Origin of the sequence: Paenibacillus gallinarum, assembly GCF_014836635.1 — a bacterium.
GTDB lineage: Bacteria > Bacillota > Bacilli > Paenibacillales > Paenibacillaceae > Paenibacillus > Paenibacillus gallinarum.
This window is the reverse complement of record NZ_JACSQL010000002.1, coordinates 513,757-532,429: the sequence shown is the minus strand read 5'-3', so window position 1 is coordinate 532,429 and position 18,673 is coordinate 513,757. Positions and strand designations below refer to the sequence as shown.

The following is an 18,673-nucleotide window of genomic DNA, read 5'->3' as shown; positions in this document are numbered from 1 at the left end:
CATCATCCTTCCACGCACCCGCTTGTGCGTACTTTTCTAGTTACTTACATGCTGCCGTGGAACGTACGGTTAATAACATCAAGTTGTTGTTCTTTCGTCAGTTTGATGAAGTTAACCGCATAACCGGATACACGAACTGTAAGCTGCGGATAATCTTCTGGGTGTTCCATTGCGTCAATCAATTGTTCGCGGTTAAATACGTTAACGTTCAAGTGATGCGCTCCACTTCCAAAATAACCGTCCATCATGGAAGTTAGGTTTGTTTTTTGGTTGTCTTCTTCTTTACCCAGCGCTTTTGGAACAATAGAGAACGTATTAGAGATTCCATCTAAGCTATGCTCATATGGCAGTTTTGCTACTGAGCTAAGACTTGCAAGTGCACCTTTTTTATCACGTCCATGCATTGGGTTCGCACCTGGTGCAAATGGTTCGCCTGCTTTACGTCCATCTGGCGTAGTTCCTGTTTTCTTACCATATACAACGTTAGAAGTAATGGTAAGAATGGATTGTGTAGGTACTGCATTGCGATAAGCTTTGTGTTTACGAATCATGGTCATGAACGATTCAACCAGCTCAACAGCGATTTGGTCTACACGATCATCATTGTTACCATAGCAAGGGAAGTCGCCTTCGATTTCAAAATCAACAGCAATACCGCGCTCGTCACGGATTGGACGAACCTTAGCGTATTTAATTGCGCTCAGGGAGTCAGCAGCAACCGAAAGTCCAGCAATACCGCAAGCCATCGTGCGCAGAACGTCGCGATCATGCAGCGCCATTTCAATACGCTCGTAGCTGTATTTATCATGCATATAGTGAATCACATTCAGTGTGTTCATGTAGAGTTTAGCGAGCCATTCCATCATTGGTTTGAAGCGTTTCATAACTTCGTCATAGTTCAATACTTCAGATGTAATTGCAGGGTACTCAGGTCCAACTTGCATACCCAGTTTTTCATCAACACCACCGTTGATTGCGTACAGAAGTGCTTTTGCTAAGTTTGCACGTGCGCCAAAGAATTGCATTTGTTTACCAATACGCATTGCGGATACGCAGCATGCAATACCATAGTCGTCACCGTAGATTGGACGCATCAGATCGTCATTTTCATATTGAATGGAACTTGTTTCAATGGAAACTTTCGCACAATATTTTTTAAACCCTTCTGGCAGTTGTTCAGACCAAAGTACAGTTAAGTTTGGCTCTGGAGCTGCACCAAGGTTATACAAAGTATGAAGGAAGCGGAAGCTGTTTTTCGTTACACGAGTTCTTCCGTCCATGCCCATACCACCGATGGATTCAGTAACCCATGTTGGGTCTCCACTGAACAGCTCGTTGTAATCTGGTGTACGCAGGAATTTAACAATTCTGAGTTTCATTACAAAATGGTCTACAAGCTCTTGAGCTTCTTGCTCAGTTAGTGTTCCTTCTTCCAGGTCACGTTCAATGTAGATATCAAGGAAGGAAGATACACGTCCAAGAGACATTGCTGCACCATTTTGTTCTTTAATTGCTGCAAGGTAAGCGAAGTATACCCATTGGAAAGCTTCTTTCGCATTACGTGCTGGGCCAGAGATATCGAAACCGTGCATTTCACCCAGTTGTTTCAGTTCTTGCAAAGCACGAATTTGTTCTGAAAGTTCTTCACGAAGACGGATGATATCTTCATCAATCACATCAACTTCGAGTTCATTCAGTTCTCTCTTTTTATCTTTAATCAGGAAATCCACACCGTAAAGTGCTGCTCTGCGGTAGTCACCAATGATACGACCGCGGCCATAAGCATCTGGCAAACCTGTGATAATCCCTGCTTTACGAGCATTTCTCATTTCTTGGGTATAAGCGTCAAATACCCCTTGGTTATGCGTTTTACGGATGGTCGTAAACATATCAATAATTTCTTGCGGAAGTTCAAAGCCATATGCTTTACAAGCGTCTACCATCATGCGAATGCCGCCGAAAGGTTGGATAGAACGTTTGAATGGAGCATCTGTTTGTACCCCTACAATTTGTTCTTTCTCTTTATCAAGATAACCTGGTTTGTGAGAAACAATAGTAGAAGGTGTATTTACATCTACATCGAGAACTCCACCATTTTCTCTTTCTTTTTTGGTAAGATCCATTACGATCTCCCAAAGTGCTTTTGTATTTTCAGTTGCCCCTGCTAGGAAACTTTCATTTCCTTCATAAGGTTTCAAGTTTTTTTGTAGAAAGTCATTTACATTTACTTCTTTTGTCCATTTGCCTTTTTGAAAGCTTCTCCAACCGGTTTGTACACTTTGCACTTCTTTTTCGGTTACCGCCATGGTAATCCCTCCAATAATTTATGGTTTAATCTGGACTCATTGAGAGGACAAGGCGTGAAGGAAGGGCCTGGTCCGAACAAAATCCATGAAATCTGTACTCCTACTAACTGTGAAACTGTTATAACAGCTGCCTAACTATGTGACTATTTTCACTTCCAAGCTTGTTATAACCCCTTCTCTTCACTTTTCAAGGGAAGCGACTATTTCATGGAACTGCTTTACACCTTGAATTATAGAACATATCTCACACCTACTCTGTGATAAAAATCACATGGTTTAAACTGTTATTCTATTTTTATTTCTCTGTTATAGTCGGTCGGTAGATCGGTAAGCGTCATTAATTCATCTCCTTCCTCCCTTTTATAAAAAAACCGAGCTAACCAGGATTATTCCCTCTCAGCTCGGCTATTTTTACCATTTCTTATTTATCAAAATTACCATAGAAAGCGTTACGGTACACATCAGCCAGTTCTGTTACTAGAGGTAACTTCGGATTAGCGGTTGTACATTGATCTTCGAATGCGCGATCCGCCAAGTAATCCACACGCGATTCGAAATCTTTAGCATCAAAACCAAGCGCTTGGAAAGACTCAGGAATACCGAGTTTTCTGTTTAGATCACGAATAGCTTGAATCAAGCTGTTTACCCCTTCTTCTGTTGTGCTTGCAGGCAGTCCCAGAATTCTTGCAATTTCAGCATAACGCTGATCCGCTATAAAGTGCGAGTATTTAGGGAAAGATGCAAATTTCGTTGGTTTCTTCGCATTATAACGAATAACATGTGGTAACAAGATTGCATTCGTGCGTCCATGAGCAGTGTGATATTGTCCTCCCCATTTATGAGCAAGGGAATGGTTGATTCCAAGGAATGCATTCGCAAACGCCATACCTGCAATAGTCGATGCATTATGCATTTTTTCTCTAGCCAATTTATCCCCAGTGAGTGCAGATGCTTCGAGATATTCAAATACAAGCTGAATTGCTTTAATTGCAAGGCCATCTGTATAGTCATTGGCCATTACTGATACATATGCTTCAATCGCATGAGTAAGTACATCCATTCCTGTATCAGCAACTGCAGTTCTAGGCAAACTATATACGAACTCCGGATCTACAATTGCTACATCAGGCGTAAGCTCATAATCAGCCAGTGGATATTTCGTGTTGCCATTGTTCTTATCCGTAATAACAGCAAACGAAGTTACTTCAGAACCCGTACCCGAAGTGGTTGGGATTGCAACAAATTGTGCTTTTTGTCCTAAACGCGGATATTTGTAAATCCGTTTACGGATATCCATGAATTTTTGTTTCAAGTTGTGGAAACTTGTATCTGGGTACTCGTAGAACAGCCACATTGCTTTGGCAGCATCCATTGGCGAACCACCGCCAAGAGCAATAATACAGTCAGGTTGGAATTGTTTCATAAGTTCCGTACCGCGTTCTACCGTTGTTGTCGATGGATCTGGCTCTACATCAGAGAACACTTCAATGGCAACAGGTACACGGCGCTGACGAAGGTAATGTTCCACTTTTTCCACATAGCCCAGTTTTACCATCATTGGATCAGTTACGATAAGAATACGGGAGATATCCGGCATTTTGGCAAGATACTGAGTAGCGCCTTTTTCAAAGTATACTTTGTTCGGAACTTTAAACCATTGCATATTCACCGTTCTACGCGCCACCCTTTTTACGTTAATTAGATTGACTGCTGTCACATTAGAAGAAGTCGAGTTACGACCATACGATCCACAGCCGAGTGTAAGGGAAGGAATATTAGAATTATAAATATCACCAATTGCACCATGCGTTGATGGCGAATTTACCAGAATACGGCATGTTGGCAAGCGGTCTGCAAAACGATTAATCACATCATCATTATTGGAATGAATAACCGATGAGTGTCCCATTCCGCCAAAAGCAACGATTTCAGCTGCACGCTCAATCCCTTGATCAGCTGTTTTTACTTTGTAACAAGCAAGTACTGGGCTGAGTTTTTCTGCAGAAAGCGGGAATTTCGGTCCAACACCATCAATTTCTGCGATCAGGATTTTTGTTCCTTCTGGAACATGAATTCCGCACATTTGAGCGATCTTCACTGCGGATTGTCCTACAATTTTTGGATTAACAGCGCATTTTTCAGCGATAATTGTACCTGCTGTAAGTTTTGCTATTTCGTCTTTCGTTACAAAATAACATCCATTGTCAATTAGCAATTTTTTAGCTTCATTATAAATTGGTTCTTCAATAATAACTGCTTGCTCAGATGCACAAATCATTCCATGATCAAAAGATTTTGATAGGATTAGATCATTCACCGCTTGTTTCAAGTCAGCTGTTTTTTCGATGAAGCAAGGAACATTACCAGGTCCTACGCCAAGTGCAGGTTTACCACAGCTGTATGCAGCTTTTACCATAGCTCCTCCGCCTGTAGCAAGAATCAGCGCAATGTCAGGATGATTCATAAGTTCATTCGTCTTCTCCATGGTAGGTTCATCAATCCACTGGATACAGTCTGCTGGTGCACCTTCTTTAATCGCTGCATCTCTTAGGATTCGTGCAGCCTCACGGCTCGAATTTTGCGCGGAAGGATGGAAACCAAACACGATTGGGTTACGAGTCTTAATCGCAATCAGTGCTTTAAACATTGTTGTTGAGGTTGGATTCGTTACGGGTGTGATCCCCATGATCACGCCAACAGGTTCAGCGATTTTTTGGCAGTTTTCATATTCGTTGTCCTCAATGACACCAACTGTCTTATCATATTTGATTCCGTTGTAGACATATTCTGTAGCGAAAATATTTTTAATAATTTTATCTTCATAAACACCGCGACCAGTTTCTTCTACCGCCATCTTAGCTAAAGGCATGTGTTGATCCAGCCCAGCAAGTGCCATAGCCTGAACAATTCGGTCAATTGCAGCTTGATCAAGTTTCATAAAAGATTCGAGAGCTTTTTTTCCTTTTAGTACGATTTCATTAATGTAATCCTTGGCAGTTACTTCCTTTGTTACTTCTTCTTTATTAACAGCCATGTGATTCATCCTCCTACCAAAATGTCTATATATTTTGTTTCTCTCTTTTCTACGAGATCATCGTATCATAACAAAAACATTAAGTTTGTGATTATTTTCACATAATATGTGAATGTGTTCACAAAGTTTCAGGCTTTATCTGCCAGTAGTGAAATGAATCACAAAGTTTAGAATTTCGTCACAGTTTCCCTCTCTACAAGGCCCAAAAATCATATTCATAAGTATATACTTGAGGTATTCAAAGACTTAAATCACATTAACAAATTACTCTTCTCATGTTAAGGAACTTATTTACGATAAAAGCTAGGGGGAATCAACATGACTTATATCAATGTATTAGAGAAGACTGAAGGAAATACCAACTGTTTTTCCAAGGAAAATTTGAACCGCCTTTTTGACTCCATGAAAGATCGAACTTTCCCCCAAGGGTCTCATCTTTTCTGGGAAGGAGATACAGCAGATAAACTCTTCTATATAAAGAAGGGTCGGATCAAAGTCACTAAATCAACAGATGAAGGAAAAGAACTCATCATGTACATCCATCAGGATGGAGATATGACAGGTCATGCAGACCCCTTCTTTTCAAGTCGACACAGCTTCTCTGCAGAAGTGCTTGAGGAAAGTGAAGTTGGTATTATAGAAACGGCTGATCTTGAATTGTTAATTGGTTTATACGGTGACTTTGCAATTGACTTTATGAAATGGATGGGAATTTATCACCGTATAACACAGACTAAATTCCGTGATCTTATGATGTATGGTAAGCAAGGAGCTCTATGTTCTACATTGATTCGCCTCGGCAATACGTACGGTGAGCAACAAGCCGATGGAAGTATCCGCATTAGTAGGAAATTGACACATACTGACCTCTCTAACATGATTGGAGCTACCAGAGAAAGCGTAAACCGAATGCTCGGGGAGCTTCGAAAAAAAGGTTCTCTTGCTTATGAAGGTGGCTACATTATCATTAAAGAACTAAATTCTCTTCGTGAAATTTGCAGATGTGAACAATGCCCCATCGAAATCTGCCGTATTTAGAATAGAAAGAAGCCGGTTCCTCTGGGAGGAATCGGCTTCTTTAATTTTCACTCATTCTTTACACGATTCTGTGTTTTACTAGATTTTCTCTACAATTTCAACCCATACTTCATCGCCTGGATCTAAAACCATATCAAGTCCATGTTCAGCAAGTTCCTTGTTATTCACCTTCATAATCCATCTCTCTGAAATCCGAGGAGTATAACCATCTATAGATTGAAGATGCTTCTTATTATCGGACAACTGCACATAATCTGTACTCATTAGCAGATCTCTAACCGTGAGCGTAGGATCATACAACCTGGCCATTGTTAATCGTAATTCTGGATTATTCGATCCACCACTTAACTCCAGAGTAACACCTGAACCACCTGTTTGACTCATATCTATAGGTGTAGCAGGTACTACAGACAGTTTCAGTGAATCTTTGTCTTTTATGGATTGTCCCCACATATCAGCACTGATTTCTTTGTTGTTTTTCTCTACCTTCCACTGTAACGTATCATCAAGTACAGTAGATCCGACCGAAATAATCTGATTTGACTCCTTCGATAGACTCGCTACACGATCAAGCGCTTCGTAAACCGTCATACCTTCATCATAACGTAAATGCAAGGATTGATTCATAGACGGTATAAAAGATCCACCTTCCACAATCATGTTCACCTCACCTGGTGTTCCTTCCTCGGCTCCACCTACGTCTTCATTCCATGTACTGCAACCCGAAATCAACATAACGAGCATGAGCAGAATGATAGATGGGAATGTAATTGGATTTCGCACTTTCATGCTAACACCACCTTACTTTTTTTGGCCTCAGTCTATGAGCAATTGTGTGGTTCATTTGATGATCGCTAAAATTTGACAATATCCGTCAATCACATAACTCTAGCATACTATTATCTATGCCCTGAGATCAACTAATGACAAAAAAAGCCCTATCAAGGGCTCACATTTTTAAATGAAATTATTCTACTGCCGCTTGCATAATGATCCGCGTTCCAGACCTATTCTTTATGTAAGGTTCAAGCCCCTTAAACTGCCGATCTGATATATAAACTCCCGTCGTTAACCACTCCTCTATCATTCCAGATTTACCGGAATAAACAAGCGAAGAAGTACGTAAATTCTCCTGATAAATGGGAATAGACAGATTTCGTTTACGATACGCTTTACCACAAGTACGTAAAGGTCTCTCTGAAAAATAAGTAGGCACAAAATAAGCTGCTATAATATCAAGTTCCTCTTCTGAATAAAAGCTATCTTCCCCGAGGAAAGGATGTAACAGCCTTATTTCTTCATATTGTGACCAAATAAATCAGTGCTTGTAAACATAGACTAATAAGCGGAGCCATTGTAGAGGGATTCTTTGTGCTTTCTAGCGTATACTCACTCCCAATAAACTTCCATCCCTTTGTTGTATATATCCATTTTTGAAAATAAGTACGTGGAACCTGCTGTAAAGCGGTTGGGTAACTGAGGTCTAATGAAAAATAATAGTGTTTAGCCATAGTGGCTGCTCTGTCATAGATCGACTGAACTTGTAAGGATGCACGTTCGAGCACGTCAACTTCGTGTTTTAGGTAACCCACTTTACGGGACACAAACATTTTATTCATGTGATCAGCCTCCCTACGCCATAATTAGCTTCTTCGAAATTATACTCGAAAATTCGCCTAGAGGTGCATGGACTACTTCTATTGAAAAAAAACTCCTTATTTTCGGTTTAGGAAAATAAAGAGTCTTAGGAGCAAAACTTATTGTACTGTGCTTTGTCTTACTTCAAATCATTCTTTGTACTAGTCAATCCATTCTTCAGCCCAGTTTTGAATCTGGGACATGACTGGATTTAATGCCTTTCCCTTCTCTGTAAGTTCATATTCAATACGAACTGGAGTCTCAGGATAAACATGACGTGTTAGTATACCTTCTGCTTCTAAATCTTTCATTCGTTCAGATAGCATTTTGTCACTCATCTGTGGAATTAGATTGGAAATATCTTTAAACCGTTTAGGCCCGTCTAACAATGTTTTAATAATTAGTCCGTTCCATCTTTTACCTAAAAAAGAAAAAGCGGTTTCGAACCTTGGACACATCTTAAGATGTGGATTTTCCATTATTTTCACCTCTTTAGAAATTCCATGAAAAAACAACTTACTATAAGTTAGTATATTTCATATTAACATATTTTAACCCGAAAGAAAACGAAATATTAAAAATAGATAGAAAAGAACCTATTACAATTATTACCTAATATGGAATAGGATGACTCTTTTCGAAGTGATCAATAAAAAGGACCGTCCTAAGACGGCCCTCCACCCGTGGCGCTACAAAGCTTATGATCGTATCCCGCGTCTCCAAATAGTGTCTATATAGTTTAGTTAAACACTGCTGGATCGGGTAAGGAATACGTTCAACATCGTACTACTGTATTAAACAAGAATATCTCCTAACGGTCTTACTGGTTCGCTGTAACCATACACAGGTTTAGTGTGCGGAGTAGGATAAGCCCATCTGATGGAATTGCTGATGACCTTCATCACTTGCGGATTGTAATAGGTTGGATATGTCTCATGACCCGGACGGAAGTAAAAGATTTTACCTTCGCCCCGCTTAAAAGTACATCCACTTCTAAATACTTCGCCACCTGCAAAGTTACTCAGGAAAATAAGTTCATCTGGCGTTGGAATATCAAAAAACTCACCATACATTTCTTCATGTTCCAGTAGGATATGACTTTCAATTCCTTCTGCAATCGGATGATTAGGATTCACACACCAAATAATTTCTTGTTCTTTTGCTTCCCGCCACTTGAGATCGCAAGATGTTCCCATCAAGGCTTTAAAAGGCTTAGAGAAATGACCCGAATGAAGTACGATAAAACCCATGCCGTCTAATACCCGTTTCACTACCTTACTTACAACCTGATCATTTACTCGATCATGTGCCATGTGTCCCCACCAGATAAGTACATCTGTCGTATTTAGGACTTCATCGGATAATCCATGATCAGGTTGATCAAGCGTAGCCGTGCGAATGGCGTATCCCTCACTCGCTAGACCATCAGCAAGCACTTTATGAATCCCTTCCGGATAAACTTCTTTAGCCTCATCATGAATTTTCTCATGGACAAATTCATTCCAAATCGTGACGTTAACCATGTTTATTGCCCCCTAAAATATTTACACCCACCACATATCGCCAATAGGCTCTTCAATTAGAACCTGTTTGAGATTGTGGACGGCTTTTGAGAAACCTTCTTCAATAGACATTAAGCCATCTTCATGCTCAATGCTGACAACATAATCGTAACCTACAAGTCTAAGGGCACTTATGATATCTGCCCACGTTTTTATATCATGACCGTATCCAACCGTACGGAACTGCCAAGCACGAGTCTGCATATTCGTATAAGACTGCATATCAGTCAGACCATACATATTTACGTTTACTGGATCTATTGTTGTATCTTTCGCATGGAAATGGTGAATCGCGCCCTCGCGTCCAAGAATCTTGATCGCCTCTACAGGATCAATTCCTTGCCACCACATGTGAGACGGATCAAGGTTTGCTCCGATCGCTTCTCCGGCTGCTTCACGCAAACGCAGCAAAGTCGCTGGTGTGTGTACTGAAAATCCGCCATGCAGTTCTAAACCAACTTTAACATCATGATCGGATGCGAATTTTCCCCATTCCGTCCAGTAAGGTATCAGTTTGTTCTCCCACTGCCATTTCAATACTTCTTGGAAATCATTTGGCCAAGGAGCTACAGGCCAGTTCGGATATTTAGCATCTTCATGATCACCCGGTAATCCAGAGAAGGTGTTGACGACGGGTACTTCGAGTTTTTCAGCAAGTTTTACCGAATTCACAAAATCATCATGAAATTTCTTAGCGATATCTTTTTGAGGATGAAGCGGATTTCCATGACAGCTTAGTGCACTGATGGTTAAACCGCGAGATTCAACGGCCTTTTTAAATTCTTTTAATTTCGTCTCGTTCTCTAGAAGTTCTGCTGGTTTACAATGTGCATCCCCTGGGTTTCCGCCTGTGCCGATTTCAATTGCACCGAGTCCCTGAGAAGCGATATAGTCGAGTGCTTCTTCCAATTTTCTGTCACCAAATAGTACAGCGAATACGCCTAATTTCATAATAAATTCCCTCCTAGTTCTATGTTAAGTAGGTTTTAAGCCGGGTATAGAAAACCCGAAGCGAGCTTGTAACTTGATTCTTACCTGCTTACTTCGGGCTCTACTTTCTATTACCCAATAATTAATTGCATTTATGTTCGTTTGTATTAGTCGAAATACACTGCTTTACCTGTACGTGCAGATTCGTAAATGGCTTCAAGTATTTGAGTAACAACCAGTGCCTGCTCTGGTTTTACCAGCGGTTCTTTGTCCTCAGTAACAGCTTCGATCCACATTCTTGCTTCACGATCCGACTCTGTTTCACTTGAACCTTCGAAGAAAGCAACTCCACCTGCGTTAAGGTTAATATTTTGATCATATAATCTGCTTAGTTTCTCTCCATTCAAACGAAGACCATTTTTCATATCCGCTCCGCCTTCTGTACCCGCCAGAAGGGTTTGAGCTTCACCTTGTTCTACGATATTTAGTGCCCAGCTTGCTTCCACCTGAATTGTTGCTCCGTTCTCCATGGTTACAAAACCAAAGGCAGAATCTTCTACTTTAAATTCTTCTGGATCCCAAGGACCAAAGTCATTCGCCGCATTTTCACGGTTACTTAGTTTATGGAACACAGATCCCATCACACTCTTCGGCTTATAGTTATCCATCAACCACAAAGTTAAGTCGAGTGCATGTGTACCAATATCAATCAGCGGCCCGCCGCCTTGTTTCTCTTCATCCAGGAATACTCCCCAAGTAGGAACGCCGCGGCGGCGAAGAGCGATCGCTTTACCATAGTAAATATCCCCTAGATCTCCTTCTTCTATGAGTTGTTTCAGATACAAACTATCATTACGGAAACGGTTTTGATAGGCGATCGACAGCTTTTTGCCCGTACGTTTTGCGGCATCAATCATTTCTTGTGCTTGTTCTGTCGTTTTCGCCATTGGCTTTTCACACATGACGTGTTTATCTGCTTCAAGTGCTGCTACGGTAATAACCGAGTGAGAATCGTTAGGTGTACAAACATGAACAATATCAATAGATTGATCTTTTAATAGTTCTTTATAATCTGTATATACTTTGGCACCCTCTACACCAAACTTTTCAGCGGCTTCCTCTGCACGAGATTTTTCAATGTCACAGAATGCAATCATTTCTGCATTTTTCTGTTTAGATAGAGCTGGCATGTGTTTACCGTTTGCAATACCTCCGCAACCGATAATGGCTACTTTTACTGTTTTAGACATTTACTTTTCCTCCGTTATTCACATATTGTTTGATCCAATTTAGGCTGGTTTCAATGCTTTGTAAGGGGGGATTCGTACAAAGGTCCTGCTCAACAACAATCCACTCTACCCCTGCTTTATCAGCTGCATCACCTACTGCTGCTATATCTACTTCACCTTGACCAAGCTCGACAGTTAGCGGACTTCCATCTATACGTTTTAGATCTTTCCAGTGAACAATCGGCAGTCGTCCTTCATATGCAGCGATATATTCGACTGGATCGTAACCAGCATAGTGTATCCAGCAAGTATCAAGCTCAGCTAACACCTCTTCAGGGAGTGTAGAGAATAACGTATCCAGTGCTGTTTTTCCATTAATTTTCTCAGTCAGTTCAAAATCATGATTATGATATAAAAGCACCATATCGTGTTGTTTCAATTTATTACTAATCTCCTTGAGATTCGCAAAGATTGAACTCCAGTCGCTGCGCTGTTCTTCAGATAAATGAGGTACGATAATGTTGCGATTTCCGATCGCTTTGTGATAAGAAACCACTTGATCAAAATCGTTTACCAAACTATCGTACTGTACATGCGTACCTACCATTTCGAGACCAAACTCATCAAGAAATGACTTAACTTCTTCCGCTGAGTGTCCATAAAAATGATGGAACTCCACTCCTTGATATCCGAGTTCTGCAACTTTGGCTAACGTTCCTTTGAAATCTTGTTCCAATAAATCACGTAGTGTGTACAATTGAAGCCCGAGTTTTAACATTAGGAGCCACCTCTGCTGATTGGATTAGTTATTACATAAGCTATGAAACGATCTCATTTACAAAGTTTAGTTTCATTACTTGCTGATCCACTTTAGATTCTGGCAAAGCACTTTCTAAAAGGACATGTCTTCCTTCCAAGGAAGAGCGCTCAAAAGCATGCATTGCTTCAAGAATATGATAACCAAGCTGCCCGCTTGCTTCGGCAGGTGTCTGACTATGAATGGCTTCTACCATTTGATTCAGTCCTGCTCCGCGCTCATTTTGCTCACTCACGAACACAGGTTCGAGCGTTACCCATTCCGCTGATCCATATTTTCTTAGTTTGACTTCTCCATTAAAAAAGTTCGGGTCTGGAACTTGCAGTGTACCTTCCGTACCATGAATTTCAATCAATGGCAGATTAGATCCCGCAGGAATATCAAAGCTCGCTATCATGGTTCCTATAACTCCATTCATGAAATCAATGGTTCCTGCTAAATGCGTCGGAGTCTGTACCTGAAGCTTCTGCCCTTGTTTTGGCCCAGAACCGATAACACGATCTGGAATCTGAATTCCTGTAGAAGCGCTAATCCTTCTAATCGGCCCAAGCAATTTGACGAGTGCCGTTAAATAGTACGGTCCCATATCAAGCATCGGTCCACCGCCGTAAGCGTAGAAAAATTCTGGATCCGGATGCCAGGATTCAGGTCCGCCTCCCATAAAAAATGCAGTAGCGGATACCGGGGTGCCGATCAGACCGTTTTGAATAGCTTGAATCGAAGTCTGAATACCAGAACCCATAAATGTATCCGGAGCACATCCAACATAGAGCCCCTTTTCTTCCGCAAGTTCTATTACCTTACGACCGTCTTCAAGTGAGATCGCAAAAGGCTTCTCGCCATAAACATGCTTTCCCCCTTGCAGAGCCGCAATATTGGTTAAGGCATGACTGCCGGGTACCGTCAAATTTAAAATCAATTCAATTTCGTTATTATTCAGCATCTCATCTACTGTGTAAACGTTTTCTATACTAAATTCAGCTGCCCTCGCCTCGGCGCGTTCCATGATCAGATCCGCTAACGCCACGACTTCAATTACAGGGCTATTCTTCAGGTTGGTAAGGTAGATGCTGCTGATATTACCACACCCGATGATGCCTGCTTTCATTTTTTTCACTTCCACGAGTTGTGTCACTCCTCTGACGTAAGTAGCCTTTGGAAAAATATAACTCATTAAATCCTGGTTCTATAGTATTCGATTTCGTTTTAAATTAAAATGAAGTATATGATAAAAACATGAACAATCTGGTCATAATTTTTATTCAAGGAGATCTCGTATATGTCAGTCGATCAAATCTGCCAGGTTCTTACAGCAGGCTTCTCATTTCACCGTAAACCTTACTATTTTTCACAGCCAGAAGGAGTTAAGAATTATTTATTACGATTGCAAACGGATGGTCGCTGCCGTGCAAAAGTTAATGGTAAACTAACGTATATTGAATCAGGGGATCTTCTTTTATATCATCCTACCGAACCATATGAATTAAAAATCGACAATGAAGAGAATAAATTAGGAGATGTCCTCGTAGAAAGTGGGGATTATCACATTTTTTTTAGCGGGCAGTGGGTTGATGAATGGTGGAATAAAAAAAGGCGTCCGACGCTGATTAAGGTTGATTTAACGGAAAACTTACTTACTTTATTCCGTCAAATCGTACTTGAACAGCGGCGGATCGCCAATCCTTACCCGGAAATCCCAAGTTACTATATGCGTATCTTGTGTCTTGAAATCGATCGACTTCTCTCAGAGCAGCCTACATCTACACAGAACGGGTATCTTGCCTTTCAGATAAAAAATTATATTGTGGAAAACGCCTCTACTCTCTTCAAACTAGAAGATGTAGCATCCAGTGTAGGGATTAGTGTCTCTAGAGCCGTTCACTTATTTAAAGAAGCTTTTGATACCAGCATTATGCAGTACACAATGGATGTTCGGCTGAATATGGCCCGGGAACGCATTATATTTAGTCCCATGCCGCTTGAACATATTGCCGAATCCTGCGGATTTAACAGCTATACTTATTTCCACCGGGTATTTCGCTCAAAATATGGTATGGCTCCTAGAGAGTTTCGCACCATACACCGGGAACAACTACTTTAATTTTTCTGTTTGTTCTTCTGGTTTGCAATAACCTCAGTTACCACCATCGCAAGATCTTCATTACCATATAAAGATAAGACACCGAGGAGTGTATCATCAGGAATTTCTCCTGCTTCTTCCTTAGGAACAACAAGACTTAGCACATGTTGGAGTCTCTCGTTATGTTTTTGATCAGGATACGCTTGTTGATACAACTCTTCGGGGTTTAGTCCGTTGTTTACACACCACTGTGCAAACACCAGAATCATCATATCTTCATCTTGTCTGTAGCTTTCAATAATTTGTTCTTCTCTTGTTTTATGATCCATATAAAATTCCTCCTGTATTTACTTCCATAATATGAAGTTACGCTTTGCTTAGTATTTGTTCTGCCAGTTCATGACTTGCCAGTACATGCGCAGCATGCAGTTCGCACTGTTCTGGCTCTTTACCTATATGATCCAGAAAATGCTGTACTGCAAAAGTGAACCCTCTTCGATCAAGAATGGAATCCCAACTTCCAAACGTTCGAATGCTTTCACCGAAATTGGGTTCCCATCTTCTCGCAGTTTCCATCTGTTCAACCACGATCGAACGATTATGCCCGTGCAGTTCTACTCTCTCAAGATCAGTTCCTGCCAAGCGGTGAGTAGATATCGTTCCGAAATTTTCTTTTTTCTCACCAAAACGGATATGACCATAACCTTGCAGCAGACTGCCGCTTGAATTCATATGAAGTCCGTGCGATATCCATTCAACATCTTCACCACTAAGCCACAATAAAGTATCGATCATATGAATAAAATCATCATATACGGTTATCCGAGCAGAATCCGTACTTTGTTTACTACGGTGTTTGCTTAGAGACATATTTTCGATACTTCCCTTTTCAGCGATCCAATCCCTTGCCTCTCTATAGAGGGGCGCAAATCTTCGGTTAAAGCCTACAGCCAAAAGAACATTCATGGATTCCGCAAAAGCAACCATTTCTATTGATTCATTCAAATGATAGGATAAAGGCTTGTCTACGTAAACAGCAATTCCTTGTTCAATACAAGCCATAACGATCTCAAAATGCGATTCAGTAGAACTATGTATAAACACAGCATCCAGTTCCCAACTGAGCAGTTCCTTCATTGAAGATGTCCCTTTCGGGATCCGGTACAGATGCATTGCTTCTTGAACTTTGGTAAAGGATCGATTCATCACACCTACAATTTCAACACTCGGATGTACTGATAATATAGGCAGATATACTTTCCTTGCAATATCACCTAGCCCAATGACGGCAACCTTGATTCGTTTCGAAGCACTCATCCCGTATCCCTCACTTCATCTTTATTCTGCAACTAGTGTATCAAGCAAGCAAAAAACAATCAAAACGCATCTAATATCAAATCAGATTATCCATTCACCCTTCGTTAGACTATAATGGAGATCATACTACCTGTAAGGAATGATTTGGTTTGAAAAAATGGCTTCTTTTTTGTTTGTTGTATATTCCTTTACTCGGGGTATTGTTTATTTATCGTAATGAGATTATGGATTGGTCACAAACTAACGCATCATATACAAATCTCACAATCCTTACCACCGTTTTTGCCATATTCCCCGTCCTGCCGTTTAAGCTCATCATCGCTTTATTAGGTTATGCATTCGGTCCTGTTATGGGAGGCATTGTAAGCTGGCTGGGTACCATGATTTCGTCCCTCATTACGTACGGTGTATTCCGCTGGCTACTCAGAGATACAGGCGACAGTTATTTAAAACAGATTCCAGGAGTAAAAGGCCTGACGATCATGATGCAGCAGCAAACATTCAGCGCTGTACTTCTGGCAAGAATGATTCCGATCATTCCCCAAATGGCAGTGAATGTTTATGCGGGTACGGCTGCTCTCCCTTTCTGGAGTTGTATGATTGCTTCAGGACTTGGAAGATTGCCGAGTATCGCCCTATATGCGTATGCGGGTAAAAATGCTACAGAACATCCGCTTGCCACGCTTACGATTTTTATCATTTATCTCCTGCTTCTGATCCTTGCGTTTGTGTCGTACCGAATAAGGTTAAAGCAAATACAAGAGGTCGATTCGTAACCAAAGATTGGTTTACCGGCCAAGTTTGGGATATAATACATCTACGCAAAACCTTAAGTTCGATTATCTCATCAAGATTGGAGTGAATTATATTATGGAACCATTATATACAGAAAAAGCAACATTCGCCGGAGGATGTTTTTGGTGCATGGTGTCACCTTTTGAAGAGCTTCCAGGCATCCTTCAAGTAAAATCAGGTTACACAGGCGGTCACACAGAAAATCCAACCTACGAGGAAGTATGTTCGGATACAACCGGTCATGTAGAAGCTGTACAAATCACTTTTGATCCGAAAGTATTCCCTTATGAAAAATTATTGACCCTGTTCTGGCAACAAATTGATCCTACGGATGCAGGCGGACAATTCCATGATCGCGGTACTTCCTACCAAACTGCTATTTTCTATCATACAGAAGAACAGAAAGTAAAAGCAGAAGCTTCGAAGCAAGATCTTGAGGCAAGCGGACGTTTTGATAAACCGATCTTCACTCCCATTCTTCCGGCGTCTACATTCTATGAAGCTGAAGAACATCATCAAGATTATCATAAAAAGAATCCTGCTCATTACAAACGCTATCGCAAAGGCTCAGGACGTGAAGACTTCATTGAGCAGCACTGGTCTTCCAAAAAGAAACAAGATAACCTGAGAGAACGCCTGACCCCTATTCAGTATGAAGTAACACAAAACAGTGCAACAGAACCTCCTTTCCAAAACGAGTATTGGGATCACGAGGGTGACGGCATATACGTTGATATCGTGTCGGGTGAGCCGCTCTTTAGCTCACAAGATAAATATGATGCGGGCTGCGGCTGGCCAAGCTTTACTCGTCCCTTACGCAGCTACAGTGTCAAAGAAAAAACGGATCTCAGTCACTTTATGATTCGTACAGAGGTAAGAAGCCGGGAATCAGACTCCCATCTTGGTCATGTATTTGATGATGGTCCTGGTGAGAATGGATTACGGTATTGCATTAACTCTGCAGCACTTCGTTTTGTACCGAAAGAGGATATGGAAAAAGAAGGATATGGCGAATATCTTTCTCTTTTCAAAGATTAATATTCACATCTAATAAAAGCGCACACTCCTTGATTATGGAGTGTGCGCTTTTTGATTTATAGAAAACCGACAATCCAGCTGATCCATAAAGCAAAAGGAATCAAAAGAAATTGAGCTACCATCGTTCCAGCAAGCCGTGAAACCAACATGGAACCATAAATTTTATTCATATGGGCAACGGGAACCTCTCCGCGTAACGTTCGGTCACTTAAAAGAGCCAATTTCGGATCAATCAACATGGCAAGAAGAATGGTTGCGATCCCATTGATTAGCCCAGTTGACTGTGAGGCCGTTACCGCTTGTTCAGGATTCATATAAGCAGCATATAGAGTAGCAAGTACACCACAAGTATAGATCGCAGTTACGATCATATTAAGCAACATTAGTCTGCGGGGGACTCTCCCTGTCATCAGCTGTTTAAACATGGATAAGCGCGCCAGACAAACATAAGTCCATGCATTCTTCATTTTTGTAAGATGAAATAATGACTTCACCATTGCCGGAATCGATCCTGCCTTCTCTAAATGAACAACCATTCTAGCTGACCAGCGTACAGTTGTTGGAAATAAAAGAATGGCGATCATCGTGCCAACCGCAGCAGCCAGAATAATGATATGTAATCCCATCTGAATGGAACCTCCACCACTTTCTCTAGCGGAATCAATCATAGAACCGAGCAGCGGGCCTTGAGCCATATTAGAAGTGCGGGATAATAATAGCAGCATGCCGGACAATGAGATCGCTATTGTTATTCTTCGTGTCCTCATTCCACCGAGCCGCAGTGCATAAGACATACTGTCTGCTGCATGTATAATCATCGTAAACAAAAACGGCAATGCCAATTGATAGATCATCTATGGTTACTCCTTTGCCTTGTCCAAGTAGTTCA

Annotated in this window: 18 protein-coding genes; 4 read left to right on the top strand and 14 right to left on the bottom strand. The window is 41.0% G+C overall.

From position 1 onward, the window contains the following. Nucleotides 1–44 precede the first annotated feature (44 nt). Nucleotides 45–2,306 (bottom strand): formate C-acetyltransferase, encoded by a 2,262-nt coding sequence (pflB, locus tag H9647_RS07560; RefSeq protein ID WP_191799131.1) that lies wholly within the window; start codon nt 2,304–2,306, stop codon nt 45–47. Nucleotides 2,307–2,727: 421 nt separating this feature from the next. Then, nucleotides 2,728–5,340, bottom strand: coding sequence for a bifunctional acetaldehyde-CoA/alcohol dehydrogenase (gene adhE / locus H9647_RS07555; RefSeq protein ID WP_191799130.1), 2,613 nt, complete (start codon nt 5,338–5,340; stop codon nt 2,728–2,730). A gap of 318 nt (nt 5,341–5,658) precedes the next feature. Between adhE and H9647_RS07550 the strand changes: the two genes are divergently transcribed. After that, nucleotides 5,659–6,378, top strand: coding sequence for a Crp/Fnr family transcriptional regulator (locus tag H9647_RS07550; RefSeq protein WP_191799129.1), 720 nt, complete (start codon nt 5,659–5,661; stop codon nt 6,376–6,378). A 78-nt stretch (nt 6,379–6,456) separates the two neighbouring features. On the opposite strand, the gene H9647_RS07545 is transcribed toward H9647_RS07550, so the two are convergent. From H9647_RS07545 to H9647_RS07505, 9 genes are all read right to left on the bottom strand, one after another. Then, nucleotides 6,457–7,167, bottom strand: a complete 711-nt coding sequence (locus H9647_RS07545; protein WP_191799128.1) for a hypothetical protein — start codon at nt 7,165–7,167, stop codon at nt 6,457–6,459. 178 nt (nt 7,168–7,345) lie between these two features. Further along, entirely contained in the window at nt 7,346–7,594 is a 249-nt protein-coding gene (locus H9647_RS07540; protein ID WP_191799127.1) for a hypothetical protein, read from the bottom strand. Between the two features lie 82 nt (nt 7,595–7,676). Further along, the gene (locus H9647_RS07535) at nt 7,677–7,997 is read right to left on the bottom strand and encodes a hypothetical protein (protein WP_191799126.1); all 321 of its coding nucleotides are present in this window, start codon (nt 7,995–7,997) and stop codon (nt 7,677–7,679) included. Nucleotides 7,998–8,177: 180 nt separating this feature from the next. Beyond that, nucleotides 8,178–8,495, bottom strand: coding sequence for a winged helix-turn-helix transcriptional regulator (locus H9647_RS07530; protein WP_191799125.1), 318 nt, complete (start codon nt 8,493–8,495; stop codon nt 8,178–8,180). Between the two features lie 315 nt (nt 8,496–8,810). Continuing rightward, complete coding sequence (locus tag H9647_RS07525) at nt 8,811–9,539, bottom strand: ThuA domain-containing protein (protein ID WP_191799124.1); 729 nt, start codon at nt 9,537–9,539, stop codon at nt 8,811–8,813. A gap of 21 nt (nt 9,540–9,560) precedes the next feature. After that, complete coding sequence (locus H9647_RS07520) at nt 9,561–10,529, bottom strand: sugar phosphate isomerase/epimerase family protein (RefSeq protein ID WP_191799123.1); 969 nt, start codon at nt 10,527–10,529, stop codon at nt 9,561–9,563. A 146-nt stretch (nt 10,530–10,675) separates the two neighbouring features. Then, nucleotides 10,676–11,758 (bottom strand): Gfo/Idh/MocA family protein, encoded by a 1,083-nt coding sequence (locus tag H9647_RS07515; RefSeq protein ID WP_191799122.1) that lies wholly within the window; start codon nt 11,756–11,758, stop codon nt 10,676–10,678. Beyond that, a complete protein-coding gene (locus tag H9647_RS07510; protein ID WP_191799121.1) occupies nt 11,751–12,515 on the bottom strand; it encodes a sugar phosphate isomerase/epimerase family protein in 765 nt (254 codons plus the stop codon). The genes H9647_RS07515 and H9647_RS07510 overlap by 8 nt, the downstream gene beginning before the upstream one ends. Nucleotides 12,516–12,555: 40 nt before the next feature. Further along, nucleotides 12,556–13,671 (bottom strand): Gfo/Idh/MocA family protein, encoded by a 1,116-nt coding sequence (locus H9647_RS07505; protein ID WP_191799453.1) that lies wholly within the window; start codon nt 13,669–13,671, stop codon nt 12,556–12,558. Nucleotides 13,672–13,833: 162 nt separating this feature from the next. Between H9647_RS07505 and H9647_RS07500 the strand changes: the two genes are divergently transcribed. After that, the gene (locus tag H9647_RS07500; protein WP_191799120.1) at nt 13,834–14,655 is read left to right on the top strand and encodes an AraC family transcriptional regulator; all 822 of its coding nucleotides are present in this window, start codon (nt 13,834–13,836) and stop codon (nt 14,653–14,655) included. Here H9647_RS07500 and H9647_RS07495 read toward each other — a convergent pair. Together H9647_RS07495 and H9647_RS07490 are read right to left on the bottom strand one after the other, a co-directional pair. Beyond that, nucleotides 14,652–14,963: a hypothetical protein gene (locus tag H9647_RS07495; RefSeq protein WP_191799119.1), complete on the bottom strand. Its 312-nt coding sequence runs from the start codon at nt 14,961–14,963 to the stop codon at nt 14,652–14,654. The genes H9647_RS07500 and H9647_RS07495 overlap by 4 nt on opposite strands. A 37-nt stretch (nt 14,964–15,000) precedes the next feature. Then, entirely contained in the window at nt 15,001–15,951 is a 951-nt protein-coding gene (locus H9647_RS07490) for a Gfo/Idh/MocA family protein (RefSeq protein WP_191799118.1), read from the bottom strand. Nucleotides 15,952–16,127: 176 nt separating this feature from the next. On the opposite strand from H9647_RS07490, the gene H9647_RS07485 reads away from it, so the two are divergent. Continuing rightward, a complete protein-coding gene (locus tag H9647_RS07485) occupies nt 16,128–16,727 on the top strand; it encodes a TVP38/TMEM64 family protein (protein ID WP_191799117.1) in 600 nt (199 codons plus the stop codon). A gap of 94 nt (nt 16,728–16,821) precedes the next feature. Next, entirely contained in the window at nt 16,822–17,784 is a 963-nt protein-coding gene (msrB, locus tag H9647_RS07480; RefSeq protein ID WP_191799116.1) for a peptide-methionine (R)-S-oxide reductase MsrB, read from the top strand. 56 nt (nt 17,785–17,840) lie between these two features. Here msrB and H9647_RS07475 read toward each other — a convergent pair whose 3' ends face one another. Next, entirely contained in the window at nt 17,841–18,638 is a 798-nt protein-coding gene (locus H9647_RS07475; protein WP_191799115.1) for a lipid II flippase family protein, read from the bottom strand. Nucleotides 18,639–18,673: the final 35 nt, after the last annotated feature.

Bases quoted from the DNA above. Each gene is read 5' to 3' on its own strand.
- H9647_RS07550 (WP_191799129.1), top strand. From the start codon at position 5,659: ATGACTTATATCAATGTATTAGAGAAGACTGAAGGAAATACCAACTGT.
- H9647_RS07535 (WP_191799126.1), bottom strand. From the start codon at position 7,997: ATGAATAAAATGTTTGTGTCCCGTAAAGTGGGTTACCTAAAACACGAA.
- H9647_RS07510 (WP_191799121.1), bottom strand. From the start codon at position 12,515: ATGTTAAAACTCGGGCTTCAATTGTACACACTACGTGATTTATTGGAA.
- H9647_RS07530 (WP_191799125.1), bottom strand. From the start codon at position 8,495: ATGGAAAATCCACATCTTAAGATGTGTCCAAGGTTCGAAACCGCTTTT.
- H9647_RS07495 (WP_191799119.1), bottom strand. From the start codon at position 14,963: ATGGATCATAAAACAAGAGAAGAACAAATTATTGAAAGCTACAGACAA.
- H9647_RS07525 (WP_191799124.1), bottom strand. From the start codon at position 9,539: ATGGTTAACGTCACGATTTGGAATGAATTTGTCCATGAGAAAATTCAT.
- H9647_RS07515 (WP_191799122.1), bottom strand. From the start codon at position 11,758: ATGTCTAAAACAGTAAAAGTAGCCATTATCGGTTGCGGAGGTATTGCA.
- H9647_RS07475 (WP_191799115.1), bottom strand. From the start codon at position 18,638: ATGATCTATCAATTGGCATTGCCGTTTTTGTTTACGATGATTATACAT.
- H9647_RS07490 (WP_191799118.1), bottom strand. From the start codon at position 15,951: ATGAGTGCTTCGAAACGAATCAAGGTTGCCGTCATTGGGCTAGGTGAT.
- pflB (WP_191799131.1), bottom strand. From the start codon at position 2,306: ATGGCGGTAACCGAAAAAGAAGTGCAAAGTGTACAAACCGGTTGGAGA.
- H9647_RS07500 (WP_191799120.1), top strand. From the start codon at position 13,834: ATGTCAGTCGATCAAATCTGCCAGGTTCTTACAGCAGGCTTCTCATTT.
- msrB (WP_191799116.1), top strand. From the start codon at position 16,822: ATGGAACCATTATATACAGAAAAAGCAACATTCGCCGGAGGATGTTTT.
- H9647_RS07520 (WP_191799123.1), bottom strand. From the start codon at position 10,529: ATGAAATTAGGCGTATTCGCTGTACTATTTGGTGACAGAAAATTGGAA.
- adhE (WP_191799130.1), bottom strand. From the start codon at position 5,340: ATGGCTGTTAATAAAGAAGAAGTAACAAAGGAAGTAACTGCCAAGGAT.
- H9647_RS07545 (WP_191799128.1), bottom strand. From the start codon at position 7,167: ATGAAAGTGCGAAATCCAATTACATTCCCATCTATCATTCTGCTCATG.